The organism is Lascolabacillus massiliensis (assembly GCF_001282625.1).
In the GTDB taxonomy this organism is placed as follows: Bacteria; Bacteroidota; Bacteroidia; order Bacteroidales; family Dysgonomonadaceae; genus Proteiniphilum; species Proteiniphilum massiliensis.
Genome location: NZ_CTEJ01000002.1, coordinates 1,056,549 through 1,082,515, shown reverse-complemented (window position 1 = coordinate 1,082,515; position 25,967 = coordinate 1,056,549). Strand labels below are relative to the sequence as shown.

At 37.0% G+C, this 25,967-nt stretch carries 20 protein-coding genes; 12 read left to right on the top strand and 8 right to left on the bottom strand.

What is annotated here, in order from left to right; genetic code table 11:
• Positions 1 to 193 precede the first annotated feature (193 nt).
• The 7 genes from BN1354_RS09385 (at position 194) to BN1354_RS09355 (ending at position 13,426) form a co-directional block, all read left to right on the top strand.
• Positions 194 to 3,352 (top strand): SusC/RagA family TonB-linked outer membrane protein, encoded by a 3,159-nt coding sequence (locus BN1354_RS09385; RefSeq protein ID WP_082331568.1) that lies wholly within the window; start codon positions 194 to 196, stop codon positions 3,350 to 3,352.
• An 18-nt stretch (positions 3,353 to 3,370) separates the two neighbouring features.
• Positions 3,371 to 4,972 carry a RagB/SusD family nutrient uptake outer membrane protein gene (locus BN1354_RS09380; RefSeq protein ID WP_053826933.1) on the top strand — a complete coding sequence of 534 codons (1,602 nt, stop codon included), beginning with the start codon at positions 3,371 to 3,373 and terminating at the stop codon, positions 4,970 to 4,972.
• Positions 4,973 to 4,998: 26 nt separating this feature from the next.
• Complete coding sequence (locus tag BN1354_RS09375; RefSeq protein WP_053826932.1) at positions 4,999 to 6,912, top strand: hypothetical protein; 1,914 nt, start codon at positions 4,999 to 5,001, stop codon at positions 6,910 to 6,912.
• Between the two features lie 390 nt (positions 6,913 to 7,302).
• Positions 7,303 to 10,458, top strand: coding sequence for a SusC/RagA family TonB-linked outer membrane protein (locus tag BN1354_RS09370; protein WP_053826931.1), 3,156 nt, complete (start codon positions 7,303 to 7,305; stop codon positions 10,456 to 10,458).
• Between the two features lie 22 nt (positions 10,459 to 10,480).
• Complete coding sequence (locus BN1354_RS09365; protein ID WP_053826930.1) at positions 10,481 to 11,995, top strand: SusD/RagB family nutrient-binding outer membrane lipoprotein; 1,515 nt, start codon at positions 10,481 to 10,483, stop codon at positions 11,993 to 11,995.
• A gap of 28 nt (positions 11,996 to 12,023) precedes the next feature.
• Positions 12,024 to 12,743 carry a BT_2262 family domain-containing protein gene (locus BN1354_RS09360; RefSeq protein ID WP_053826929.1) on the top strand — a complete coding sequence of 240 codons (720 nt, stop codon included), beginning with the start codon at positions 12,024 to 12,026 and terminating at the stop codon, positions 12,741 to 12,743.
• An 11-nt stretch (positions 12,744 to 12,754) separates the two neighbouring features.
• Positions 12,755 to 13,426 (top strand): lipid-binding protein, encoded by a 672-nt coding sequence (locus tag BN1354_RS09355; protein WP_074010789.1) that lies wholly within the window; start codon positions 12,755 to 12,757, stop codon positions 13,424 to 13,426.
• A gap of 81 nt (positions 13,427 to 13,507) precedes the next feature.
• Here BN1354_RS09355 and BN1354_RS09350 read toward each other — a convergent pair whose 3' ends face one another.
• The 5 genes from BN1354_RS09350 to BN1354_RS09330 all read right to left on the bottom strand — a co-directional run bounded on the left by BN1354_RS09350 (position 13,508) and on the right by BN1354_RS09330 (position 19,357).
• Complete coding sequence (locus BN1354_RS09350) at positions 13,508 to 14,722, bottom strand: MFS transporter (RefSeq protein WP_053826927.1); 1,215 nt, start codon at positions 14,720 to 14,722, stop codon at positions 13,508 to 13,510.
• Positions 14,723 to 14,838: 116 nt separating this feature from the next.
• Entirely contained in the window at positions 14,839 to 16,197 is a 1,359-nt protein-coding gene (locus tag BN1354_RS09345; RefSeq protein WP_053826926.1) for a GntP family permease, read from the bottom strand.
• A gap of 32 nt (positions 16,198 to 16,229) precedes the next feature.
• Positions 16,230 to 17,432, bottom strand: coding sequence for a glycoside hydrolase family 88 protein (locus BN1354_RS09340; protein WP_053826925.1), 1,203 nt, complete (start codon positions 17,430 to 17,432; stop codon positions 16,230 to 16,232).
• Between the two features lie 301 nt (positions 17,433 to 17,733).
• Positions 17,734 to 18,003 (bottom strand): 30S ribosomal protein S15, encoded by a 270-nt coding sequence (gene rpsO / locus BN1354_RS09335; RefSeq protein ID WP_045091064.1) that lies wholly within the window; start codon positions 18,001 to 18,003, stop codon positions 17,734 to 17,736.
• Positions 18,004 to 18,088: 85 nt separating this feature from the next.
• Entirely contained in the window at positions 18,089 to 19,357 is a 1,269-nt protein-coding gene (locus BN1354_RS09330; RefSeq protein WP_053826924.1) for a carboxypeptidase-like regulatory domain-containing protein, read from the bottom strand.
• A 201-nt stretch (positions 19,358 to 19,558) separates the two neighbouring features.
• Here BN1354_RS09330 and nadB point away from each other — a divergent pair, with 201 nt between their 5' ends.
• Genes nadB through BN1354_RS09305 form a run of 5 tightly spaced genes read left to right on the top strand, consistent with a single transcriptional unit; the run spans position 19,559 to position 24,175 of the window.
• On the top strand, positions 19,559 to 21,139 hold the full coding sequence (gene nadB, locus BN1354_RS09325) for an L-aspartate oxidase (RefSeq protein WP_045090704.1): 1,581 nt from the start codon (positions 19,559 to 19,561) through the stop codon (positions 21,137 to 21,139).
• Complete coding sequence (folP, locus tag BN1354_RS09320; RefSeq protein WP_045090705.1) at positions 21,136 to 21,978, top strand: dihydropteroate synthase; 843 nt, start codon at positions 21,136 to 21,138, stop codon at positions 21,976 to 21,978. The genes nadB and folP overlap by 4 nt, the downstream gene beginning before the upstream one ends.
• A 5-nt stretch (positions 21,979 to 21,983) precedes the next feature.
• On the top strand, positions 21,984 to 22,748 hold the full coding sequence (gene cdaA, locus BN1354_RS09315; RefSeq protein WP_045090706.1) for a diadenylate cyclase CdaA: 765 nt from the start codon (positions 21,984 to 21,986) through the stop codon (positions 22,746 to 22,748).
• A gap of 10 nt (positions 22,749 to 22,758) precedes the next feature.
• A complete protein-coding gene (gene recF / locus BN1354_RS09310) occupies positions 22,759 to 23,859 on the top strand; it encodes a DNA replication/repair protein RecF (RefSeq protein WP_045090707.1) in 1,101 nt (366 codons plus the stop codon).
• Positions 23,860 to 23,881: 22 nt separating this feature from the next.
• A complete protein-coding gene (locus BN1354_RS09305; protein ID WP_045090708.1) occupies positions 23,882 to 24,175 on the top strand; it encodes a DciA family protein in 294 nt (97 codons plus the stop codon).
• On the opposite strand, the gene BN1354_RS09300 is transcribed toward BN1354_RS09305, so the two are convergent.
• The 3 genes from BN1354_RS09300 to BN1354_RS09290 form a co-directional block, all read right to left on the bottom strand.
• Positions 24,172 to 24,786, bottom strand: coding sequence for a hypothetical protein (locus BN1354_RS09300; protein ID WP_045090709.1), 615 nt, complete (start codon positions 24,784 to 24,786; stop codon positions 24,172 to 24,174). The two genes, BN1354_RS09305 and BN1354_RS09300, sit on opposite strands and share 4 nt — an antisense overlap.
• A gap of 73 nt (positions 24,787 to 24,859) precedes the next feature.
• The gene (gene secG, locus BN1354_RS09295; protein WP_045090710.1) at positions 24,860 to 25,207 is read right to left on the bottom strand and encodes a preprotein translocase subunit SecG; all 348 of its coding nucleotides are present in this window, start codon (positions 25,205 to 25,207) and stop codon (positions 24,860 to 24,862) included.
• A gap of 9 nt (positions 25,208 to 25,216) precedes the next feature.
• Positions 25,217 to 25,963: a hypothetical protein gene (locus tag BN1354_RS09290; protein WP_053826923.1), complete on the bottom strand. Its 747-nt coding sequence runs from the start codon at positions 25,961 to 25,963 to the stop codon at positions 25,217 to 25,219.
• Positions 25,964 to 25,967 lie beyond the last annotated feature (4 nt).

Here is a 25,967-nt window from a genome sequence, read left to right as displayed (position 1 = left end):
TTGTGAGATGAATCAAATCTATGTAAATGTTAAAGTGTGGGGTGAATTGATAAATAACTTTAGTCAGAAGCCACGAAAACATTTCTTTTTCTAAAAAGCAGTACAACGAATTTGTCAATCTAGAATATAGATTTGAAAGAATATTGAAGTAAAAATAATAATAATGAAAGTGTTTAATTAAAAAGTAGAGTTTATGAAAAGGAAGCTAACTATGGTTTTAGCCCTATTCTTTATTGGAATAGGAATTGTTGTAGCTCAAACACAAGTACGTGGTAATGTGACTGATGCTTCAGGTGAACCACTAATTGGGGTTACAATACAGGTAAAAGGTACTACACAGGGTACTGTTACTGACTTTGATGGCAATTTTTCTCTGTCTGCTCCTACCGGAGGGACATTGGTTGTCTCATATGTTGGTTTTGTTACACAAGAGGTACCTGTGAGTGCTAGTGTTAATATAATCCTTCATACAGATACAGAGTTGCTGGATGAAGTGATTGTCGTTGCCTATGGAACCTCAACCAGGGGTACATTTACAGGTTCTGCCGGAGTTGTTGATTCGGAAAAACTTGAAATGCGTCAGATATCCAACGTTTCTAATGCCCTTTCAGGTAATGTTGCAGGTGTTCAGATTCTGAGCAATGATGGACAACCCGGATCTTCTGCTACAGTACGTATTAGAGGTGTTGGTTCTATCAATGCAGGGATGGATCCACTTTATGTTGTTGATGGTATACCATTTGATGGCGATCTATCATCACTTAACCCATCTGATATTGCGTCTATGACAGTATTGAAAGATGCTGCTTCAACTGCATTATATGGTGCCCGTGGAGCAAATGGTATCATAATGATTACAACAAAACAAGGTAAGGGAGGCTCTACAGTTAATTTTGAAGCAAGATATGGTGTAAACTCACGTTCAATCAAGAACTACGATGTTATGACCAGTCCAAAGAATTATATAGAAAAATCTTATCAGGCTATTTATAATGCCGGTGTATATTCGTTAGGATATGATCCTGTAAGAGCAAACAGATATGCAAATACTACTTTGACAAAAGAAAGTGAAGGAGGATCAGGTTATACAATATATACTGTCCCTGAAGGAGAGCTTCTTGTAGGTACAAATGGTATGCTTAATCCTAACGCAGTATTAGGTTACAGTGATGGGGAGTATTACTATACTCCTGATAACTGGGCTAATGAAACATTTAGCAATAACCCACGTCAGGAATACAATCTATCAATTTCAGGTGGTAATGACAGAGGAAATCACTACATATCTTTTGGATATCTGAACGACCAGGGTATTGTTCCAAATTCAGCCTTTGAAAGATACTCAACACGTTTTAACGGTGATTATAAAGTTAAAGAGTGGCTTAAGGTTGGTGCTAATATGAACTACAACTACTCAAACAGCCGCTTCTCTGATGAAAATACAGCTACCAGCTCTTCTGGTAATGCATTCTTCATTGCAAACTATATTGCACCAATTTATCCAATATATGTAAGAAATGCATCTGATCAGCAGATAAAACTTATAAATGGTAAAACTGCTTTTGATTATGGTGATGGACAAAGTACAAACTTCAGCAGAAGTTTTATGTCAATAGCCAACCCTGCAGGTGACCTGTTTTTTAATGATACCAACTATGCAATGGATATTTTCAATGGTAGCTGGTATGCAGAAGTTTCTCCTCTTGAAGGATTAACATTGACTGCGAGATACGGTCTTAACGTGAACAATCGCAAATACAGCGATCTAGGTAATGCATATATGGGTCAGAGCTCTTCTTACGGAGGTACTGCTTACCAGCAACTAAACAGATATTACGGATTCAACCAGCAATATCTTGCACACTATAGCTATACAGTGGATGAGAAAAACAACTTTGACGTGACAGTTGGTTATGATGAGTATTCTTACAGTAACCAAATGCTTTTCGCTTCAGGTCAGAATCTATATAACCCAGAAAGTTATTATGTAAGCAATGCTATTGATAACTTGAGAGGTGGTGGTACACTTAATGAATATGCAACCCGTGGTATTATTTCACGTTTGAACTATTCACATGATAATAAATATTTCGCTAACGTAGCATACAGAAGAGACGCATCATCTCGCTTCCATCCAGATAACAGATGGGGTAACTTCTGGTCAGCAAGTGCTGCCTGGATGATGAGTGATGAAGAATTCATGGAAGGAGTTGACTGGTTGAATATGCTAAAGCTTAAAGCATCATTTGGTCAGCAGGGTAACGATAATATTGGTAACTACTATGCATGGTTAGACCAGTTTAGAATGACAGGTGCTGACGGTGTATTTGCTGATGGTGCACTTATATATAAAGGGAATGCAGATCTTTCATGGGAAACTTCAACTTCCTATAATATCGGTTTCGACTATGCAATGTTTAATAATTCATTGACTGGTAGTTTAGAGTATTTCGGAAGAAGATCAGGCGATATGTTATACAACAAGCCAACAGCAGGTAGTTTGGGTTACACATCAATCCCAATGAATATTGGTTCAATGACCAACTCCGGTTTAGAATTAGATGTTAACTGGAATGTTGTTAATAATCGTGATATAAACTGGGATGTATACTTTAATGCAACTTCAATTAAAAACAAAATTAATGAATTGCATCCCGACCTTGAAGGAAAGATGATTGACGGAACACGTATCTATGAAGAAGGTGAGTCAATGTATCGTATGTACCTTGTTGAATATGGTGGTGTTAATCCAGAAAATGGGGTTGCACAATATTGGGCTACAGATCCTGATACAGAAGAGAGATATCTTACAGAGGACTATGCAGTTGCTCAGAATTACAGAATTGCAACAAAAGACCTTCTTCCAAAAGTATATGGAGGTTTTGGTACTTCAATTACTGCTTATGGATTTGATGCTGGTATTCAGTTCGCATATCAGCTAGGTGGTAAGATTTTTGATAGTGGTTACCAGAGATTAATGCATAGTGGTCTTTCAGGCAGCGCCGGCTTCAACTGGCATAAAGATATTTACAATGCCTGGACTCCAGAGAACACTAATACTGATGTTCCGAGACTTAACGCTAATGACAGATATGCCAGCTCAACATCAACACGTTTCTTGACGAGCTCAAACTATCTGAGTCTTAACAGTGTAAGCTTAGGATACACTATTCCTGTTCAGAAATTAGCATCTGTAGATATTAGCAGAATTAGAATTTATATGGTTGCAGAAAATGTTGGAATCTTAACAAGCAGAAAAGGATTAGACCCAAGACAGAGTTATATTTCAGCTACAACTGCATTATATACTCCTATACGTTCAGTATCCGGTGGTGTTAGTTTAACATTTTAATTGAAAATATAGAAGATTATGAAAATAAAATATTTAATAATAACAATTGCATCATTAGCTTTTTTGTTTACAGGATGTAATGATTTAGACACACTGCCTCTGGGAAATGATGTTACTTCTAAACAAAAGGAAGAAACATACATGTTGAATCCTGAAAGAGCAGAGGCGGGGGTAAATGCCATCTTTGCTCAGTTCAACCAGTATATGCCTAATGAAACAGCACTTGGTGCCAGCAGACATAATGACTTTGGTTATCCTTCTGTTATGTTGTTCACAGACGCCAACGGTATTGATGTTGTATCAGATGATAATGGTTACAACTGGACTGGTAACAGTCTTGATTTTACCGATAGAGTTTACACCTCAAATGAGGCTCAGATTATGTGGAATAACTTGTATGCTCTGATTTATACAGCAAATAATGTTATCGGACCTATTGATGCTGATACAGATGATCCACAGTCTCAATACTACTTAGCACAGGGATTAGCAGCCAGAGCATTCAGTTACTTTAATCTGGTTCAGTTATATCAGTTTAATTATGTAGGAAACCAAAGCAAACCGGCTGTTCCTATTATTACTGATGAAAACTCAGATGTTGCTGCTCTTGAAGGAGCGCCTCGTGCAACTGTTGAAGAAGTATACACTTTAATATTAAATGATATATCAAGTGCAATCGGACTTTTGGAGTCTGCTCAAGAGGGTGGAGTTACACGTGCCGACAAACGTTATTTTGATCTTGCAGTAGCTTATGGACTTAGAGCAAGAGTGAATTTGACAATGCAGAAGTGGTCTGATGCTGCAGCAGATGCTACTAAAGCAATTGCTGAAACTTCAGCTGTACCTACAGGTTTAACTGAAGCTAATAAACCAGCTTTCATGGATGTCAATGAGAAAAACTGGATGTGGGGAATAATTATTTCAGAAACTGACCGTGTTGTAACATCAGGTATTGTAAACTGGATTTCTCATATGGGTTCGTTCAACTATGGTTACGCTAACTTTTCAGGAGGAAAACAGATTAATAAGGCATTGTATAATTCAATCTCAGACACTGATGTTCGTAAAGGATGGTGGACAGATGCTGATGGAGTATCTGCAAACCTGACAAAAGAACAACAGGAAACAATTGACTCTTATGGTTATGATCCTTATACACAAGTTAAGTTTGCTCCTTATCAGAATGTGATGAAGAATTCAACTAATGCAAATGATATTCCATTAATGCGAGTTGAAGAAATGTATCTTATTAAAGCTGAAGCAGAAGCTATGAATGGTGGAGGAAATAGTACTTTAGTCGATTTCGTAAGTACTTACAGAGATCCTGATTATTCATTCTCTTCCACAGATGCAGCTGAAATACAGGAAGAAGTTTTCCGTCAGAGAAGAATTGAACTTTGGGGCGAGGGTCTCAACTGGTTCGATATTATGAGACTAAATAAGCCTGTAGATCGTCGCGGTGGTGGTTTTCCTAACGCAACTATGGTTTTCAATATACCTGCGGGAGACCCATTATTATTATGGAGAATTCCTCAGAAAGAGATTATTGCTAACCCTGCATTAAACGAGGAAGATAATAATCCTTCTGCTCCAACACCTACGCCAGTTGCAGATATTTAATGTTTTACCTATAATTTAAGATATATATGAAATTAAATAGAATAATAAAGGCTTTTTCATTGTTGCTGGTGGTTGCATTTGCTGCTTGTAGCGACTTTGAAGATACTGAGCTTCTAAGCCCGGAAAAACCAGCCGGTAATCAAGGAGTGTTTTTCCCTACAACTAATGTTACAGCTCATGAACTAGAGCCAACAGACCCAACACAGATTACAGTAAAAGTATCAAGAACAGTTTCATCTGGCGCTGCCAGCATTCCGTTAGTAGTTGTTACTAATGATGAGGGTGTATTTAATGTTCCTGCTACTGCAAACTTTGCAGATGGTGAAACTGAAACAGATGTTGTTGTTACTTTCCCTAATGCAGGTGAAGGTGTTACATATAAACTTGTTATAGCTGTAGAAGGTGATCAGTCAGTTGATCCTTATGGTGAAGGTGCTGTTTCTGTTGCAACTCAGGTTACACGTATTAAATGGACTCCGGTTGAGAATCCTTTTATTTACAGAGATGGTACTTTTCAAGGTGCCGGTTGGGGTGATAACTCAAGACCAATGTATGTTTACGCAGAAAAAGCTCAACTTGGAGCCTCAGTACGCTATAGATTAAAAAATGTGTATAAACCTGCTACATCTTCAACTCCAGATGCTGATGGTGTGTATAATGGTTTTTATAGCTTTACTCCTGGGTTTGATTCAAGCAAAGACTGGTATACAGTAATTGAAATTCATTCTGCTGCAGGAACATCTGGAAATGTATCAATGTTCACACATCAAATTGGATCTGAACGTTCAACATATGGAAAGATCTCTATTGGTTCAAAAGCTGGCTCATTTGGCACTCTTTCCAATAATAAGATTACTTTCCCTGCTGGTACTCTTCTGTTTTATGATGATGATGGTAGCTATAATGCACAACAAACACTTATATACCTGACAAAGGAAGCCTATATTAAAGATAACATGCGAATTACTGATTACAATGATGTAGAGTATGTTGAGGTTGAAGGTGAGTTAGGTAAATATGAAACATTAGCTTATGGTGAAACTTGGGATAGAACATTATATAAAGCTATTGATATAGACTCTACAAATGTTGCAAGTGAATATAAAAACTTATTCTACCTGGCAGATCTTTATGCTGAAGGTTATGGACTTGCTTTCTACTATGATAAGACATCAGGAAAGGTAACTATACCTGAAAGTCAGAAGATCGGAACTAAAGTGTTTGGACAAGATCTGTATGTTTCACAAAGTGATAATAATGAGTCCTCTGTTGTTGTAAACTATAAAGGGACATCAATATATACTTTTGGCCTAACTTTCCACTTCAGTGATGGTACTATTGTTGGTGATTTTGCTGAAACATTCTTCTATTCAGAAGAGGCTTTGACTTATACTAAAGAAGATTTCTTAGGTGAATTCACACTAATAGGTGGGTCAGCTCCAGCAGACGTGGAAATTGCTGAAGAGTCACCAAATAGCTTTGTAATTACTGGTATTAGCAGAGCTGAAGAGGTAGTTGCTGAATTTAGTCCTGAAGATCAAACTTTGTCAATTACCCCTCAGGAATTAGCAGATGTCACATTAGGTGAGGGTGAAGATGCAGCTACTTATAACGCTGTTTGGTATACTCAAACTCCTGGCGGCTTAAGTGCTAGTGCAGCATTAGAATTTGAATTCGATTTAAGAGGCAATTTGATTGTATCAGAATCAAGTGTAGGTACCGGATTTAGAATTATCGGCTATAATGTAGAAGATGAAGATGATGCAGGATATTTGAATACAAACTTAAATCCAGCATTTATACCGGTTGTTGCTGATGCAGAAGAACTGGAATTACAAAGTTCAGTAAGCCTCAGAAGTGCAAACAAATCAGGTGCTAATTTCTCAATACAAGGAAAAATATCTAAGGATAAAAAAAGGAATATTTCGCGAGCTTTTTAGTATTCTAAAAACAACTTAGATTTAAGCATTCAATATAAACTGCTTCACGGTAAATCGTGAAGCAGTTTTTTTTATACATACAAAGACTAGAACAGAAATTTGTTAATTGCTTCTTGCCATTTCATAGAAACTGTTTGTAAGAGTTAAAATGTGATTTTATTTCTCAAGCTCTTTTCCAGAGTTAAAAACAGCAAAACGATAGAAAAATAGTGTAAAAATGACAAATGTCAAATAATAGTCCGCTAAAGTTAAAAATAGACGGAAAAACGACATTTTATAAATTAAAATATTACATTTGTGGTCTATGATATTTCGATCCAAATGTTAAATGAAACAAATGTTTTAGTCGATAGTACTATAATGAAAATGATTAACTAACAAGTTGAGTTTATGAAGAAAAAACTTTTTGTGTTTTTGAGCCTGTTCTTTATGGGAATAGGTGCTATTGTAGCTCAAACTCAGGTACGTGGCACTGTGGTTGATGAAACCGGAGAGCCAGTTATTGGGGCTACAATACAAATAAAAGGAACCGGTCGTGGAACTACTACCGATTTAGATGGTAATTTCCAGCTGTCTGCTCCTGAAGATGGTGTATTGATAATTTCATTCGTGGGATATCGACCACAGGAGATACCGGTTACTGCTTCTCCAAGAATAGTACTTGTAGAGGATACTGAATTGCTTGATGAAGTGGTAGTGACAGCTTTAGGTCTGACCAGAGAAAAAAAGACTCTGGGTTATGGTGTGACCTCAGTTTCGGGAGATGAGATTTCAAGTGCTCAGACAATTAACCCGATGCAAGCACTTTCCGGGAAAGTTGCCGGTTTGGATGTCTCTTCTGCTGCTAATCCCGGTGGTACGCAAAATATTGCGATTCGCGGGTTTAGTTCATTTGGTAATAACCAGCCACTATATGTTGTTGATGGTGTTCCAATTACTAATGCTCAAAACCGTTCAGGATCTAACCTTAATTCACAGGCTGACTTCGGATCAGGTATAAATGCACTTAACCCAAATGATATTGAAAATATTACAGTGTTAAAAGGATCTGCTGCTTCTGCTCTGTATGGATCAAGAGCGGCACAAGGGGTTATAATGATTACAACAAAGTCTGGCCGGAATACCGGTGGTGAACTACTGGTTACTTATGATGGAAGTGTTACGGTTCAGCAGGTTGGTCGTATCCCAACAGAACAGACCATGTTTGGTCAGGGCTGGAGTGGTGACCGTGCTTTGGATGAAAACGGCAACTGGGGAGCTCCATTCGATGGGAAAGACCGTGTGTGGGGTAATATAGTTGACAATAGTCAGCAGATTAAACCATATGTATATCTGAAAAATCGTATACGTGACTTTTATGATTTTGGTATTGGGTACAACAACTCAGTTTCTGCAACGGGTGGTAACGATAATACGCAGTTCCATGCTTCTATTTCACAGAATTTTATTGATGGCCCGATACCTACTGATGATGACTCATATAAAAGGTATACAATTGCATCAAGTGGGTCGCATAAACAGAATAAGTTTACTATAAGCACCTCAATAAATTTCAGTTCTGAAAGAAATGAGGCCTCTCCAACAGGTCAGGATAACTCTATTTATCGTTCATTGAATGAAATTGCTACAGATATATCTATTGTAGACTTGAAAGATCTGAATAACAAATTTAATAATGTAGATAATTACTTTACTCCTTATGGAATGAATCCTTATCACATTCTTAATATTAAAGAGGCTGTTCAGACCAAGAATAAATTTTTCGGCAAACTTCAGCTGGATTATGATATTCTTGATAACCTGAAGCTTACATATAGGTTTGGGGGTGACTATGAGGCTACAATTGCTGATACTCATTTCGATGCTATTGTTTTTACTCCAGGTTCACCTAATGATGGCTCATCAAATGCAAGTCCAGGTTCTTATGATCAGGTGAGAAGACAGAGAGTTCAGATGAATCATGACCTCATTTTAAACTATAATGCTAATTTCGGGGACTTCTCCTTTAATGCAATTGCTGGAGCAAATACAAATGAGCAATCTTACAATGCTTTGGGTGGAGAAATAACTTCAATAGATATACCTGGATTCTATGATTTCACAAACTCATTAAGTCCTTCTACTGCAAATCAGGCTTCAAGCCTTTATCGTTTGTGGGGTATGTATCTTAATGCTGACCTTGGTTTCAGAGACTATCTGTATCTTACATTGACAGGCAGAAACGACTACTCATCAACATTGCCACTCGGGAAGAATTCATATTTCTATCCAGGTGCTATGATCAGTTTCCTTGCAACAGACTTCTTTAACTCCAGAGGTATTAATACAGGTATTGTGGATTTCGCTAAGTTAAGATTCTCTTTCGGTCGTACAGGTAAGGATGCGGGATTATATGCTGTATATGATAGACTTGTTGCGTCAGAACTTACTAACCCGGGATATCCAAGTGTTGATAACCTGTCATTTCCATTGGGTGGTGTAAATGCTTATACTGTTTCAAATACAGCAGGAAATATCAATCTGAAACCTGAGCTGACAGATGAGCTTGAAGTGGGACTAGATATCAATCTGTTTAAGCATAGAGTAGGTCTCGAATTATCATATTATAACAAGATGACTAACGGACTGATCTCTACTCTACCAATTGACCCAACTACAGGTTATACTGCACAAGTAACAAACTTAGGCGATGTAAGAAACAGTGGTGTGGAGATAATGGCAAACTTTGTTCCTGTGAGAACAAGAGATTTTGAATGGAATATCTCATACAACTTCACTAAGAATTATAATAAAGTTGAACGTCTGGATGTACCAGAAGTTTTCCTTGGAGGTTTTGGAGGTATGGGTATCTATGCAGTTGAAGGAGAGCCCATTGGACAGTTTAAATCTCAAAAAGCACTTAAAACTGTAATAGATGGTGTTGAACATACTATTGTGGATGGTAATGGAAATCCTCAGCCAACACCTAATGAAGAGTTTCTTGGAAAGGATATTAATGAAAAATATCGTATGGGTCTAACCAACTCTTTTACTTTTAAGGGTCTTACTTTATCTGGAACTTTTGACCTTAGATATGGCGGAAGTATTTACAGTTACACAAAAGACTACATGCATTGGGTAGGAAGTGGTCCTGAAACAATATATAACGACCGAAATCCGTTTATTATTCCTAATTCGGTAGTTGATAATGGAGATGGAACTTACAGTGAAAACACAACTCCTGTAGATCCAACAGCTCTGCATACTTTTTATAGTAACGGAGGATTTAACTATACTGACTTTGCTGTAATTGACAGATCTTATCTGAAGCTTAGAAATCTGAGTCTGGCTTATGAACTACCGTCATCAATTGCCGGTAAATTAGGTGTGAGAGCTATCAGCGCTTCTGTAACAGCTTCAAATATACTTTTGTGGACACCTGCAGAAAATATGTATATCGATCCAGAGGTTACAACCTTTGGTAACAATATTGAGGCTAAGTTTGGAGAGTTTGGTACTAACCCTCCTTATCAGACATATGTTTTCGGGTTAAATATTTCGTTTTAATAATTAGTAAATATCAGAAAATATGAAAAATAAAATATTAATAATAATATCAGTCCTGTTTATGTTGCTTGCTTCGTCAAGTTGCAATGACTGGTTGGATGTAAACCACGACCCGAATGCACTTGAGGAGATCCCTGATGCAAAAGTATTGCTTCCGGCTGCCCAGGTTGGTATTGGCAATAATCTAATGGGTTGGGATTTTGGTTTCGGTGGAGCATTTTGGGTTGAGTATTGGACACAATCATATACAGCATCTCAGTTTAAATCTCTTACTGAGTATCTTCCTCAGGAGTTTAATACTGCTTATCAGTCTCTGATGAGAGAACCGATGAATGACCTTAAGCGTATAAAAACAATGTCGGCTGAAGATGAAAATAAAGGCTACTATTTCGTAGCTGAGGCATTATCAATCTTCACATGGCAAATTATAACAGATGTGTGGGGTGATATGCCATATTTTGAAGCTTTGAAAGTGGATGAAGGAATATTACATCCTAAGCAGGATACAGGTGCTGCCATCTATGAAGATTTAATGTTGCGTATTAATGCATTGCTGGAAACTGACTTAAGCGGCTCTTCAATCTCTCCTGAATCGGATTTTATATTTGAAGGTGATCTGGATCAGTGGTATCGTTTTGCTAATTCTCTTAAATTGAAGTTGATGATCCGTCTGTCAGAAACTCCCGGTTATAATAACTCTTCTGTATTGAGTTTTATTCAGAGCGCTGATTTGCTGACTACAAGCGCAAAAATTTCCGGATCAGTGTGGAATGATGCAATGGAAGGAAAACGTCATCCTATGAGAGAGTTTCAGGCTGGAGGTGCTAACTATTTTTCAACAAATGTTATAGCTGCAAAGAACTTTATCGATTATTTGAGTGTGAATGATGATCCCCGACTTAGCAAATTGTTCAATGGAACAAAAGGTGCTTTCTATGGTGATTTTGATTCTAAAGAGGACTCAGATGGTAATGGTACAAATGATGCAAATGAAGCTTATGCAACTGTAATTTTCTCAGGTAATATGGACTTAATGATAATGTCTGACTGGGAGGTTAATTTTTATATTGCTGAAGTATATGCACGCGCTGCACAAAATGCACAGGCAAAGGAATTTTATGATGCAGGGGTAATAGCATCTCTAAGTCAGCACGGTATTAGTGATACAAGTATAATTGAAGATGGTGGTTATGCTGCATGGACAAATGGAACTGTTGAACAAAATATTAAACAGATTGCAATGCAGAAGTGGGTTGCAAATGCTAATTATCAGCATATTGAATCATTCCTTGAAAGGAACAGGACAAAGTATCCATCAGTAAATGATATCGATATAGAAGCTAACAGGCAGTTTGCATTTAACAATTTTCCGGTAGGAGATCTCACGATCTCAGTGAAAGGAAGAGCTCTTCTTAATGGGAATTTACCTGCATCTCCTTTATATCCAACTTCCTATTTATTCAGGAATAATAATGCACCTTCTCAAAAAGCAAATGTTGGCGAGAAAGTATGGTGGAATATGAAGATTGGGAAATAGTATTTACCTGATAATTAATTAAGAAGATATGAAAAAATTTAAATATAGTTTGATTTTAATTTCCGCTTTAATCTTTTTCTCATGCGAAAAAGAAACAGAGGGAATATCCAGAGTCACCTATTATGTGGATCTCACTTTAAAAGGAAACCCTGTAGAATTTACTCAACTTGGAGGATCATATGATGAGCCGGGTTGGACTGCAATTCAAGAAGGTGAAGATGTATCAGGTGATGTGAAAGTATCCGGAAGTGTTGATACTAATAAAGCAGGGTTGTATAATATAACATATAGCGCTGTAAATGTAGATGGTTTTGCAAAAAATGTAACACGTAAGGTTGTTGTTTACGACCCAACACCATCTCCACTAGAATCCGGATTGTATAAAGTATCTAAGTCAAGCAGCCGTACATCATTTGGTTCAGGACCAGGATCAGCAGGTTCAAGCGAGTTTTCTTCTGAACCCACTATCCTGATTTATCAGGTATCACCTGGTAAGTTTTATACTTCTGATTTTATTGGTGGTTATTATGAGGTGGGAAGAGGATATGGTGCCACATACGCCATGACAGGTAATTTTTTACTTAATGATGATCTTACCATTACACTGGTTGATAGTAGAATAGCCGGATGGGGGGATGGACTTGATGATGTTGTAAATGGCAGTTATTCTCCGGAAACAAAGACTCTTACCTACACAGCTCAGTATGCACTGTCATATGATTTTAATATAATTGCAACAAAACAATAATGAAATATATTATGAAGAAATTAGCTTATATAATTAGTGCTGTATGTTTGCTCTGTATGTTTACATCCTGTCAGGAGGAGCTGGATAACTGGTACAGTGAGACATTTGAGTACAGCGGTAGATTTGTTTTCAAACTTATGTCAGAAGATATGTCTGATACATATATTGATTATGAAGGTTATGAAATACAGATTTACAATACAGCGGAAAACATTCAAAATAACGTTTGGATTGATGATCATGGATTAATCTTTCCTCTGAAAAGCAAATTTGTATTTACAGGTAATGCCTCTTCTTTTAAATCTGTAACTGAAGATTTTGCGCAACTTCCTGAAAATATTCATTCAACTGAAGATGTACCATCTGTTGTTCCAACAGCTGCAGGTCAAACTTATACTGAAGAGGAACAATGGTATATAAAAGCGGCGATTCTTGAAGGTAAAATTTTACCTAAAGCTGCTACAACCCCAGGTGGCAATCAAGCTGACAGCATTTATATGAAAATCAGACTTTATAGTGGTGCAGCTACTTTCACCAGCTATGAAGTACCCGTGGCTTTAAGGGCAGATCCCGAAGTGCCCGAATATGCATGGAAGTTTACTTCAGCTGTTCCTAATCCTGAAATGGAAGAAACATATGTTATAGGAGGATACAGATATACCGGTATGCCTGAAGATATGTAATATAGTTAGTTACTTGTTCTATTAATTGATTAAGACCTGAGGGTAAAAACTTTGTTCTCAGGTCTTAAATTTAAATATATATTAGATATCTATTTTATCTAATTTCATTGCCGGTTTAGTGAAAAATGCAATAACCCCGGTTAAAATAATCACCAATCCTGAAATAATAAAAGATGTGTTCAGGCCTATTGTATCTGCAATGAAACCAATCCCAATCAGACCGATCATCGATGGTATAAGTGCTACAGCATAAAATGTAGAGAATACTCTTCCAAGTGCAGCTGGATCTATTTTATTTTGTACCAATCCGGTAAATGCTGAATTGTAAACAGCTCCTGCTATTCCACTTATGCAGGTCAATATGGCAAACCATATATAACCGTTTGGAGATAAGATTCCTGACCCCATGAAAGCCATACCTAAGAGGATGTAGGTCCAGTTAATTAATCCAACACGATTTACTTTATAAACTTTAACTCCCATAATTGCACCACCTGCAAGTGCTCCAACACTCCACACTGCTTCTATAACCCCAGCCTGAAACTCTGTTCCGTTGAAATAATCTAATGTCATGAGAGGGAAAAGTACACTAATTGGTATAATAAAGAAAAGTATTATAATTGAGTAAAGAAAGACAAGACTTAGTCCTTTGTTTCTTAATACAACCATTGCTCCTTCTTTCATCTCTTTTAAGAAGTGACGCTCGCTGTTTTCTGTTTTCTCAGGATTCGGAATATTTACGAAAAAGAGAGAGGATACAGCGATTAATGCTCCTGCAACATCAAAAATAAGTACATACTCTATATCCCATATTGTAATCATCATTGCTCCTAATGCCGGACCGGCTATCTGACTCACAGATGCTATTATCTGGTTTATTCCAGCTATACGGGTTAACTGGTCGGAAGGAGCCAGTAGCGGTACAGAGGCTTGCATTGCCGGCATATGAAATGAAGATCCCACAGATCTGAGTGCTAATAATGCAAATATGTGCCACAGTTCTGCTTTGTCGAACCAGAAGAGGAGTGCAAGTATAAGTGTACAAAGAGCAATGAAAGTGTCAGCCAGCATCATTATTCTCTTACGGTTCCATCGGTCGATAAGCGCTCCCGTAAACGGTCCGATTACAGTTTGAGGAAGCATACCGGCAATTGCAGCAAAAGCTAATATTTCGGCTGATCCCGTTTGCAGACTTAGCCAAATGATAATTGCAAAATTAACTAGACTGCTGGTTAAAATAGAAAAAAACTGGCCACTCCAGATAATTGTAAAGGTTCTCTTCCAGTTGTTATTCATAAAAGTTGGACATTCTAATTTACAGCAAAAATTTTACAGACAGAGCTATAACAGTTTATCAGCACCAACTGTTTACAAATTGAGTAATAATTAAGAAGATTAATGAGAACTGTTTTTTAATTAAAAAACAGGCTTGCTAAAAGAGTAAAACCAAGTCCGCAAAAAGCTATTATTGATTCCATTACTGTCCAGCTCTGCAATGTCTGTTTTTCATTCATTCCCAGATATTTTCCTACAAGCCAGAAGCCACTGTCATTTACATGTGACAGTAATGTTGCTCCAGATGAAATTGAGAGTACTATTAATGCCCTTTGAGGATCGCTTAGGGCGAATTCAGAAATTAAAGGTGCTACAAGACTTGCTGCAGTAATCATTGCTACAGTAGCTGAACCTTGAGTTACTCTTACAGCAGCTGAAATCATCCATGCAAGTAGTATTGGAGGTAATGGTGAATTTACCATCGATTCAGCCATCATTTGTCCTATTCCGCTATCTATCAATACCTGCTTAAGTACCCCGCCTGCTCCTGTAATAAGGATAATAATTCCTGCGGGGCCCAATGCCTTGGTGCTGAGTGTTAGTATCTTCTGCTTATCCATACCTCTTTTTAGACAAAGAAAATAGATCGCTATTAATGTAGCTATTATTAATGCAGAGAAAGGGTGGCCTAAAAATTCAATAATGTCTGTCCAGATCGATTTACTTATCACCTCATTTGCAACTGCTACAGTTGTAAATGTATTTAATAGAATTAGAATGAGTGGTACTGAAATTATTATGGCAATTGAACTGAAAGAGGGATATTTTTTAGAGTCGAATTCCAGTTGAGTTTCCTCAAATACGTAATTATGTTCCAGGTGGATCTTTTTAGATATAAACTTTCCAAATACAGGACCGGCAATAATTGCGGTAGGTAATCCTATAATAAACCCCAAAAGAATTACCCAGCCAAGTTGGGCATTAATAATGTCAGCGACAGCTACGGGTCCCGGTGTTGGAGGTATAAAGCTATGTGTTACAGCTAAACCGGCGAGAAGTGGAATTGCATAATATAGCAATGATTTTTTTGTGTCGCGTGCAAGAGCGTATACAATTGGTACAATAATAATAAATCCAACATCAAAAAATACAGGAATACCTACAAGAAAGCCTGTAATGACCATAGCCCATGGAGCGCGATCCTTCCCAAATTTATTTATGAGATAGTGTGCCATAGATTCCGCACCTCCCGAACTTTCAAGCATCTGGCCGAAGATTGCACCAAGTCCTACAACAGTTGCTACGAATCCCAACGTACTGCCCATCCCTTCCTGAATTGATCTGGTTATGGCACTGAGTGGCATACCGGTTAGGATACCTACATATATTGCAATGAGCAGTAGTGATATAAAGGCACTTATCTTTAGTTTCAGCACCATGAATAGCAGTAGAAACACTGCAGAAACAATTATCAGCACTATTGTCAGAGTTGTCATAACTGTGCTTATAACTTAGAGTTTATGTACTATTATTTGTTCTCGAGCTCTTTTTTTCTTTTCAAAGCCTCAAGATAATAATAATCTGCATAATTCAGAGGCACATCAACCTCGGAGTTGTGAGGAAGACTTCCAACGGAGTGCATTAAAATAAAATCTCCATTTTCACCTAGTTCAGCACGATATTCAGGTCCTGACAGTGTAGTAATTATATTATCAGCAATTGACTTATAATCTCTATCGTTTGAGAACGTTGACAATTCATATAAAGCTGAAGCTAAAATAGCTCCGGCTGATGCATCGCGATAGGTGTCAGTGATATCATCGGCACTTATATCCCAATAAGGAACACCGTCTTCAGGATAGTTAGGGTGGTTGAGAACATATTCTGCACTTTTGATAGCCTGCTCAAGATATACAGGATTACCAGTTTCTCGATAACAGATAACAAATCCGTAAACACCCCAGATCTGACCACGAGACCATGTGCTTTCGTCAGAGAATCCTTGATGGGTATTTCTGTGCCTGACGCTCCCATCATTTGTGTCGTAATCGATTACATGCCATGTACTGTAATCAGGTCTGTAATGATTTTTAATAGTAGTGTTTGCATGGTTTATCGCAATATTATGAAATGTTGAGTCACCTGAAAGTTTTGTAGCTTCAAACAGCAGTTCCAGGTTCATCATATTATCTATTATTACCGGACACAGCCAATCATTGGATTTATTTGCATTCCAGGATTGTATTATACCTGCAGCAGGTTTGTATCGGGTAGAAAGTGATTTCGCAGCATTAATTATTACATTCTTGTAGGCTTCGTTACCTGTAAGTCTAAGACCATTGCCATAGCTGCAATAGATCATAAATCCCACATCATGGTTTCCTGTATAATATTGAATAGAATCCAGGGCTTCGGTATATTTAATTGCCAATGGTTTCCATTTTTCATCACCTGTCAACTCATAAAGATACCAAAGACTTCCTGGAAAAAACCCTGATGTCCATTCTGTTGCAGGTATATACTTCATCTCACCGTCAATAATAGATTTAGGATTCACTAAATTTGCAAAATCTTCAATCTTATCAATCATTAAAGAGTACTGATTTGCAGAAAATGAGACATTTTCTCCAATAAAACTGGTATCGTTCTCATCATTATGCTGGTTTGAAGAGCATGATACTATGAAAACTAATAAGACTGTAAAGTGTAACAGAGTTAATAAATTTTTCATATATAAATGTTTTTAAAATTAAAAAAGAGGCCACCTCGATCGAGAAGGCCCCTTTTGTACTGGTTAACGTGATATTAGCATTAAGGTAAAAAAGATTGTTTTAGGTTATCGATACAAAGATAGGCCACTATTTTGAATGAGCAAAATAAAAAAACATATTATAAAACATAGTTTTAGAATATGTTTTTTTGGATATTTGCATTGTTAATCACTTTAAGTTGCTGATTTATCATGTCTTAGGTGTATATATAAAAAAAGAGGATAAAACTTGATTCTACCCTCTTCTTAATTTTTATGAGAATTATTTTCTAATACCTAATTCTTTAATGATTGCACGATATCTTTCGATATCCTTGTCGATCAGGTAATCGAGTAAACGGCGACGTTTACCAACTAATACTCTCAATGCTCTTTCAGTGTTATAATCTTTTTTGTTTGACTTCAAATGCTGAGTCAAATGCGAAATACGGTATGAAAACAATGCTATCTGCGCTTCAGGTGAGCCAGTATCAGTGTTAGACTTTCCGTACTTTGCAAAGATTTCCTGTTTTTTAGTAGAATCTAAATACATGTTTGTTTGTAATAAAACGTTATAAAAACTTTGGGATGCAAAGATACCTCTAATTTTTTTATATACAAACGGTTTGCTGTTTTTTTCAATTTCGGCGGCGTAATTTATCACTCAATCTCTTGATAGCATCATTTATTTCCTGATCAGGCTCTATAACATTATAATCGCCCCAAAAATCCGGATCAAGGAAATACTCTACTCTTTCAGCGATTACATCAGTAGATCTAATTCGTTCTTCTCTGGGAAATTTAATAACATTGTCAGTGTATCTGTCAGTTACAGCGATTTCTGAACCAATTGTATAGTTAGTGGCAAATAGTCCGAAGAAACGGTTGGTCCACCTTACTCTGAACTCTACCTCTGTACTACTATAATTAAAGTACCATTTTCCATCGTCTTCTATAAAATCAACCGTATACTGTGCTTTTTCAACCTCTACCCGCATTTTAGAAGGTTTACGCCTGATGAAAATATTTGATGCATCCTTTCTGTCTTCTACATTCATGTTGAATTCCATGCGGGCAAAAGCCAGTGATTCGTAATCAAGGTAAATTGTTCCTCTGAACAGTATCTCATCAATTTTGTTAATCGGCTGGAAATAAATTTTATAATGCGGCTTGTTATTAATATTTATAAGCCCCTCAATATGGTAGGAATAATCAGAACCATCTGTTCCAAATACTATCTCCGGATTTTTCGCAATATCCAGTAAAAGAGCGTCACTTATACCTCCCTGAAATTTCATAAGAACAGTGTCACGAGGAGATATATCTGTTGCCTTTCTGCCGATATATATACGAGCCTGATCGTTACTATAAGATCTGTAGGAGGCTTTATAAACATCCAGAACAGCTTCAACAAGTGAAATGTGCTTGGAGCCTTTTTTTACCGATTCGCGGTAGAATGCAACCATCATATTGGGTTCGGCTGCATAGTTTTCAGGAATTCTTCGTAATGCATCCTGTAGAAGATGAGTACCGTCTCCGGAAATAACCTGCAATTCACTTAACTGAATAGGAGATGGGACTAAAGTTATGTGATTGTTGGGACTATCTATAAGAGTGACAACCGGAATTTCCATGTTTGAATATCCAAGATGACGGATAATAAGTGTAGAATTTCTGGATTCTGCCGGAACTCTTATGGAGAAATATCCATCTTGGTTGGTTACAGTAGATACATTTACACTTTGAACAGAAACACTTGCATTGACTAATGGTTGGTTAGTATCACCTCCTAAAACTCTTCCTCTAAGTACATACGTTGCATCTTGCTGTTGCACAATATTTGCCGAATTGAGGGCAGTAAAAGGGAACAGACTAAGGATCAGAAAAAAAGTGATTAAGTTTTTCATTTGATATGTTTCTTTTTATAAATGTGACTTATACAAAAAAGAATATTGATCCAATATCGTAACTAATTTATCTTCAGCTAACAAAGTAAACTAATTCGTACAAATATACAAATTAATATGAGATATTTAACTGTGAGCATTATATTATTGCGGTAACCCCGATAATTGATTAAATTTGTGCGTTTAAATACAGAATATACAATGGTATACAGATATGACTTTCTAGTAATTGGCTCAGGTATAGCAGGTATGAGCTATGCTTTGAAAGTGGCAAATTATGGTAAAGTAGCTATTATTGCAAAAAACCAGCTTGAGGAAGCAAATACTTATTATGCACAGGGGGGTATAGCATCAGTTACAAATCCATGGGATAATTTTGAGAAGCATATTGCTGACACTTTGGATGCCGGGGGCGGGCTTTGTGATCAGTTGGTTGTTGAAAAAGTTGTCAGAGAGGCACCTGCTCAGATCAGAGAGCTTATTAACTGGGGCGTGAATTTTGATAAGGATGATAAAGGTAACTTCGATCTTCATAAGGAGGGTGGACATTCCGAATTCCGTATTCTTCATCATAAAGATAATACAGGTGCTGAGATTCAGGTCAGCTTGATAGATGCGATAAGGAGACATCCGAATATAGATGTATTTGACAACCATTTTGCAATTGAAGTACTCACACAACATCACTTGGGTCAGGTAGTTACTCGACATACACCCGGAATTGAGTGTTATGGTGCATATATCCTGAACCAGGAGACAAATGAGATTGATACTTTTTTATCAAAGGTTACAATGATGGCTACAGGGGGCATAGGATCAGTATATCAGACTACTACCAATCCTGATGTGGCAACAGGAGATGGCATTGCCATGGTTGCACGTGCTAAAGGAGAAGTGAAAGGGATGGAGTTTGTACAATTTCATCCAACTGCACTTTATCACCCAGGAGCCAGACCCTCATTTCTTATTACTGAAGCGATGAGGGGTTATGGAGGAGTGCTCAAGACCTTGAAAGGAAAGGAGTTTATGCATAAATATGATGAGCGGGGGTCACTTGCTCCACGTGATATAGTTGCTCGTGCCATTGATACAGAAATGAAGGAGCGAGGTTATGATCATGTGTTTCTGGATGTTACTTTTAAAGATCCGGAGGAGACAAAAAAACACTTTCCTACTATTTATCAGAAGTGTCTCTCATATGGAATTGATATAACAAAAGATATGATCCCTGTTGCTCCTGCTGCTCATTATCTATGTGGGGGAATCAGTGTAAATCTTGATGGAGAGACAAGTATTGGTCGTTTGTATGCCAACGGTGAGTGTGCATGTACCGGATTGCATGGAGCAAATCGTCTTGCATCAAATTCTTTAATTGAGGCAGTTGTGTATGCCGACGCTGCAGCTAAACACTCCGTTCCGCTAATTAAAAATTATACCTTTCAGGAAGATATCCCACCATGGAATGCAGAAGGAACAACCTCTCCGGAAGAGATGGTTTTAATTACACAGAGCTACAAGGAGGTTGGGCAGATAATGTCATCTTATGTTGGTATTGTCAGATCAGATATCAGACTTAACAGAGCAATGGATAGGCTAAATATCCTGTTTAGGGAAACTGAAAATCTGTTTCAAAGGTCAATTGTTTCACGTGATATATGTGAATTGAGAAATATTATAAAAGTTGGATATCTTGTAATTAAACAGGCAATGGCTAGAAAAGAGAGTAGAGGATTGCATTTTACAGTTGACTATCCTGATCGTGATCCAAATTCAGTTTTATGAATAAATCAATAAATATAAATGGCTCTCTGATTGATCTTTCATCACCTCTTGTGATGGGTATTCTTAATGTTACACCTGATTCATTCTTTAAAAACAGCAGGAAGCAGTCTGAAAAGGATATCATAAACAGGTGTAGGCAAATTATGGATGAAGGGGGATCGATTATTGATTTAGGAGCTCAATCCACTACTCCGACATCAAAACTGTTAACAGCGGCTGAAGAGGCCGAAAGATTGATACCTGCACTAAAAATTATTAGGAGAGAGTTCCCAAAGGTAATTGTTTCAGTAGATACTTTCTATGCTGATGTTGCAAAACAGGCTGTGGAAGAGTTTGGCGCGAATATAGTAAATGATGTGTCAGGTGGACAGATTGATGATCAGATGTTCCCGGTTATTGCATCATTAAATGTTCCATATATATTAATGCATATGAGGGGTGTTCCTCAAACTATGCAGAGTATGACGGATTATGATGACTTTATTCAGGATATATTATACTATTTTTCTGAAAGGAAGGCGAAACTCAACTTATTAGGTGTAAATGATGTGATAATTGATCCTGGTTTTGGATTTAGCAAGACTCTTTCTCAAAACTACGAATTAATGGCATATCTTAAATATTTTCATATCTTTGAGGAGCCTATACTTGTTGGTATATCTCGTAAATCTATGATTTATAAACTGCTGGAATCAACACCCGAAGATAGTCTTAATGGCACCACAGTGCTAAATAGTGTAGCTTTGCTGTCTGGAGCAGATATTCTTCGTGTACACGATGTTAAAGAGGCTGTGGAGTGTGTAAAGATAATTGGTAAGTTGGCTGAGTACGATAAATAAAAGATATGTTAGCTCATTTTGGTATAAAGGATTTTATTGATGTTGTTCTGGTTGCTTTACTACTGTTTTATCTATTCAGATTAGTAAAAATTTCAGGACTCAGACCGCTGTTTATCGGTATTCTGGTATTCATGGTAATATGGATCTTGGTTTCACGTGTATTTAATATGGTGTTACTGGGGTCGATACTTGATCAATTTGTAAGTGTTGGCTTATTTCTGTTAGTAATTCTTTTTCAGGATGAAATAAGAAGGTTTTTAATGTCGTTAGGCTCAAAGAAGAGATGGAATTATATTACAAAATTGATCTTTCCAAGTGAAAGAGATAAAAAGGATCAGTCGCACCTAACAGCAATTGTACTTGCTTGTATGAATCTATCGAAAACAAATACAGGAGCACTAATTGCTGTACAGGGTGATATTCAAATGGGTCTATATGAACAAACGGGTGAAATAGTAAACGCTGATATTTCCTCAAGATTAATTGAGAATATATTCTTTAAGAACAGTCCTTTGCACGATGGTGCTATGATAATTGTAGGAAAGAAAATTAAAGCAGCTGGTTGTATTTTGCCAATATCTCAAAACCCAAATATTCCTAATCACCTGGGATTAAGACATAGGGCCGGACTGGGTATATCTCAGGAAACTGATGCGAAAGTGATAATTGTATCAGAAGAGAGAGGTAGAATATCGTTTGCCTCTCAGGGACGTTTGAAACTGAATATTACTCCTGAAGATTTACAACGGCTTTTAATTGCGGAGGATTAAAGATAATCAGATGATTCTTAAAGAACTGTCAATAATAAACTACAAAAATATCGCTCAGGCTGAGCTTCAACTTTCACCTAAAATAAATTGTTTCATTGGGAACAACGGGATGGGAAAAACAAATCTGCTTGATGCAGTTTACTACTTGTCATTTTGCAGAAGCTACACTAATCCTGTTGATTCACAGATAATAAAACATGACTCTGACATCTGCATGCTGCAGGGGAAATATATCTTTGAGGATTCAACACAGGAAGAAATTTATAGTGGAATTCGCAGAAGACAGAAAAAACAGTTTAAAAGAAATAAAAAAGAGTACGAGCGCTTATCTGATCACATTGGATTAATTCCACTTGTTATGATATCACCTGCCGATATTGAACTTATTACCGGGGCAAGTGAAGGAAGACGCAGATTTATGGATATTGCCATTTCACAGTTTGATAAAGAGTATCTTCGTGCATTAGTGAGGTATAATAAGGCATTGCAGCAAAGAAATGCACTTCTTAAAAACGATGAGGATTTAATTGATATTACTCTGTTAGAACTGTGGGAGGATCAGATGGTTGAGGATGGTGTTTTAATTTATAATAAACGAGTGGAGTTTATTATGAAGCTTACTCCAATGTTCAACGACTTTTATTCACGTGTAAGCGGTTCTGCCGAAACTGTTTCATTTGAATACATATCACAATTAAATGATGGTGATTTTAAGGACAAAATGAAAGGTAACCGTCAACGAGATTTATCTATTGGTCATACAACAGTAGGTGTTCACAGAGATGAACTTGAAATGTTACTTAATGGATTCCCGATTAAAAAAATTGGTTCTCAGGGTCAGAATAAAACATATTTCGTTTCACTGAAACTGGCTCAATTCAAATATCTGCTTGATACTGGTAATACCACCCCTATACTTGTTTTGGATGATATTTTTGACAGGTTGGATTCAAAAAGGGTGGAGGAGATAGTGAAGCTTGTCTCAGAACCAGAATTTGGACAGATCTTTATGTCAGATACCAACCGGGAATCACTTGATAAAATACTTGACAGACTTAATAACGACTCTCACATTTATTCGGTTATTAATGGAGAGATTAACTTGATCTAAACAAAAGGTAAACAGAATAAATATGCAAAAGAAAAATAGTCAGCCTATTTCCAAGGCAATGTCTGACTTTTTTAGTGCAAACAGCGAACTAAAGATGAAGCTGGCAGAATATCGTGCAGTAAATGGATGGAATGAAGTCCTTGGAGAGGGTGTATCCAAATACACTAGGAATGTTTATTTTAGAAGAAATATATTATACGTACAACTATCATCGGCAGTTTTACGTGCCGAACTACTCATGAACAAGAAGGGGTTGATTGATAAAATAAATGAATATGCTGAGTCCCCTGTTGTAAAAGATATTGTTTTGCGTTAAAAGAATGCAGACACACCAAGGTAGAATCCATCAGGATGAGGCGAATTGGGGCGTTGAGCCAGATCGTAATTAAGTGTAATATGTGTGTAACCTAATCTGAAACCTGCACCAACAATGAGTGAAGGTACGAAACCATTTGATTTAATTACTTCTCCTGTTGATTTGTAAGTCAGTTTCGACCAGATATAATTTAATTCCGGCTGAGTAAATATTGTAATAAAATGTACAGGGTAAGTATAGCCGAAAAGGTTAATTCCCAGCAAATTATCTTTATTCTCATAGTTAGAAAGATTTGCCCTGGAATAGTAATATTTTATGCCGGTACCGGCCATAAAATATTGATTGAACTGGTAACCAATCTGTGGCCCCAATCCAAGATGTGTATAGTTCCGACTTAAAGAAAGTCCGAGGTTTGCACCGAAACGCAATTTGCTTTTGTCGAATAGTTCTGCTTTACTCTCGTTGTGATCAGTGATCCGATAATATTCCCTGCCAGAGGAGTGTATATTGCGAGAGTCGTCTGCTCCAACCCTGATTGTATCATAACTGAATCCCTGTGCATTTGCAATAATAGGTAAAAGTAAGAGCAGATATATTAACCAACTTCTCATTTTATCAAACTTTGAAACACAGGGAACAATTCAGTTAGCTGATTTTCAGACAATCTGCTATATAGCAGATAAATTACTCTGTAGGAGTTTCTGTAGGCTGAGCTTGAAATGGAGTTACAGGTGTAACATCAGGCGCAGTTGATGGACTAAGTGGTGCAGGTTGTTGAACTTCAACCTGTGACTGTGGCAGAGCAGAGCTTGAAGCTGTGTATTTAGCAGTCAGGATGCTTAGTAAAATCACAATAGCGGCTAATGTCCAAGTGAATTTTTCAAGGAAATCTGTAGTCTTTCTTACTCCCATAATTTGGTTGGATGAAGAAAAACCGCTTGCTAAACCACCACCCTTTGATTTTTGAACTAATACAGCAAAAATCATCAGTATCGAAGCTAGCAATATCAGAATGGTGATAAAAATATACATAATAACTATTTATTTGTTTTTTTCGTTTATAATCAAATACTCCAGGAAACGAATTTGGTCCGCAAAGTAACTACTTTTTTTCGGAAAAGTCAAACTTAATCGCTTAATTATTGTAAGTGCCTGTTCATATTTCTTTTGCTTGATATAAATCTTTGCAAGTGTTTCAGTTAGAAACTCATTCCCTTCATCATTTACAATATCATCAACATGTTTTTTCTTATTGCTGTCACTCTTTTCCTTAAATGGGCGTATTTGAATTGGATCTGATTCATTGTTTTTTATGAAAGCATCTATTATGTCTTGATGCTGAAACGGTTCGGGAGAAGACTCCCGCCTAGTTTCTTCTCCTAATGATTCCAGATACCCAAAGTAATCTGTTGTGACATAATTTATCTCTGGTGTATAAGTTGGTGTTTCATTTATATCCTCTTTTCCAAAAGAGGTAAAGTACGAATCAAGTAATGCTTCTGTTCTGTCCCTTTTCTCTTGAAAGTTCCTCCCTTGAGGGAAAAGTAGAGTTTCATATTCCTCATTATAGATCATATAGAAAAGTTTTCTTCTATCGGCACATAAAACTGCTGTTTTAGCTAATTCTTCACCATACTGTTCATTATCGGATTTCAGTAGTTCTCTAGTGTAAAGTAGTCTGGCAGATTGAAAGTATGGATACTCTTCTATGATACATTGTAATTCATCAATTGATAAATTTTCAATGGATTCATCATCTATCAGCCGATATAAATTATCCTTTTCCATATAC

What these genes read in the sequence shown, in the direction of transcription:
- BN1354_RS09385 (WP_082331568.1), top strand. Translation starts at nt 194, where the DNA reads ATGAAAAGGAAGCTAACTATGGTTTTAGCCCTATTCTTTATTGGAATA.
- BN1354_RS09380 (WP_053826933.1), top strand. Translation starts at nt 3,371, where the DNA reads ATGAAAATAAAATATTTAATAATAACAATTGCATCATTAGCTTTTTTG.
- BN1354_RS09375 (WP_053826932.1), top strand. Translation starts at nt 4,999, where the DNA reads ATGAAATTAAATAGAATAATAAAGGCTTTTTCATTGTTGCTGGTGGTT.
- BN1354_RS09370 (WP_053826931.1), top strand. Translation starts at nt 7,303, where the DNA reads ATGAAGAAAAAACTTTTTGTGTTTTTGAGCCTGTTCTTTATGGGAATA.
- BN1354_RS09365 (WP_053826930.1), top strand. Translation starts at nt 10,481, where the DNA reads ATGAAAAATAAAATATTAATAATAATATCAGTCCTGTTTATGTTGCTT.
- BN1354_RS09360 (WP_053826929.1), top strand. Translation starts at nt 12,024, where the DNA reads ATGAAAAAATTTAAATATAGTTTGATTTTAATTTCCGCTTTAATCTTT.
- BN1354_RS09355 (WP_074010789.1), top strand. Translation starts at nt 12,755, where the DNA reads ATGAAGAAATTAGCTTATATAATTAGTGCTGTATGTTTGCTCTGTATG.
- BN1354_RS09350 (WP_053826927.1), bottom strand. Translation starts at nt 14,722, where the DNA reads ATGAATAACAACTGGAAGAGAACCTTTACAATTATCTGGAGTGGCCAG.
- BN1354_RS09345 (WP_053826926.1), bottom strand. Translation starts at nt 16,197, where the DNA reads ATGACAACTCTGACAATAGTGCTGATAATTGTTTCTGCAGTGTTTCTA.
- BN1354_RS09340 (WP_053826925.1), bottom strand. Translation starts at nt 17,432, where the DNA reads ATGAAAAATTTATTAACTCTGTTACACTTTACAGTCTTATTAGTTTTC.
- rpsO (WP_045091064.1), bottom strand. Translation starts at nt 18,003, where the DNA reads ATGTATTTAGATTCTACTAAAAAACAGGAAATCTTTGCAAAGTACGGA.
- BN1354_RS09330 (WP_053826924.1), bottom strand. Translation starts at nt 19,357, where the DNA reads ATGAAAAACTTAATCACTTTTTTTCTGATCCTTAGTCTGTTCCCTTTT.
- nadB (WP_045090704.1), top strand. Translation starts at nt 19,559, where the DNA reads ATGGTATACAGATATGACTTTCTAGTAATTGGCTCAGGTATAGCAGGT.
- folP (WP_045090705.1), top strand. Translation starts at nt 21,136, where the DNA reads ATGAATAAATCAATAAATATAAATGGCTCTCTGATTGATCTTTCATCA.
- cdaA (WP_045090706.1), top strand. Translation starts at nt 21,984, where the DNA reads ATGTTAGCTCATTTTGGTATAAAGGATTTTATTGATGTTGTTCTGGTT.
- recF (WP_045090707.1), top strand. Translation starts at nt 22,759, where the DNA reads ATGATTCTTAAAGAACTGTCAATAATAAACTACAAAAATATCGCTCAG.
- BN1354_RS09305 (WP_045090708.1), top strand. Translation starts at nt 23,882, where the DNA reads ATGCAAAAGAAAAATAGTCAGCCTATTTCCAAGGCAATGTCTGACTTT.
- BN1354_RS09300 (WP_045090709.1), bottom strand. Translation starts at nt 24,786, where the DNA reads ATGAGAAGTTGGTTAATATATCTGCTCTTACTTTTACCTATTATTGCA.
- secG (WP_045090710.1), bottom strand. Translation starts at nt 25,207, where the DNA reads ATGTATATTTTTATCACCATTCTGATATTGCTAGCTTCGATACTGATG.
- BN1354_RS09290 (WP_053826923.1), bottom strand. Translation starts at nt 25,963, where the DNA reads ATGGAAAAGGATAATTTATATCGGCTGATAGATGATGAATCCATTGAA.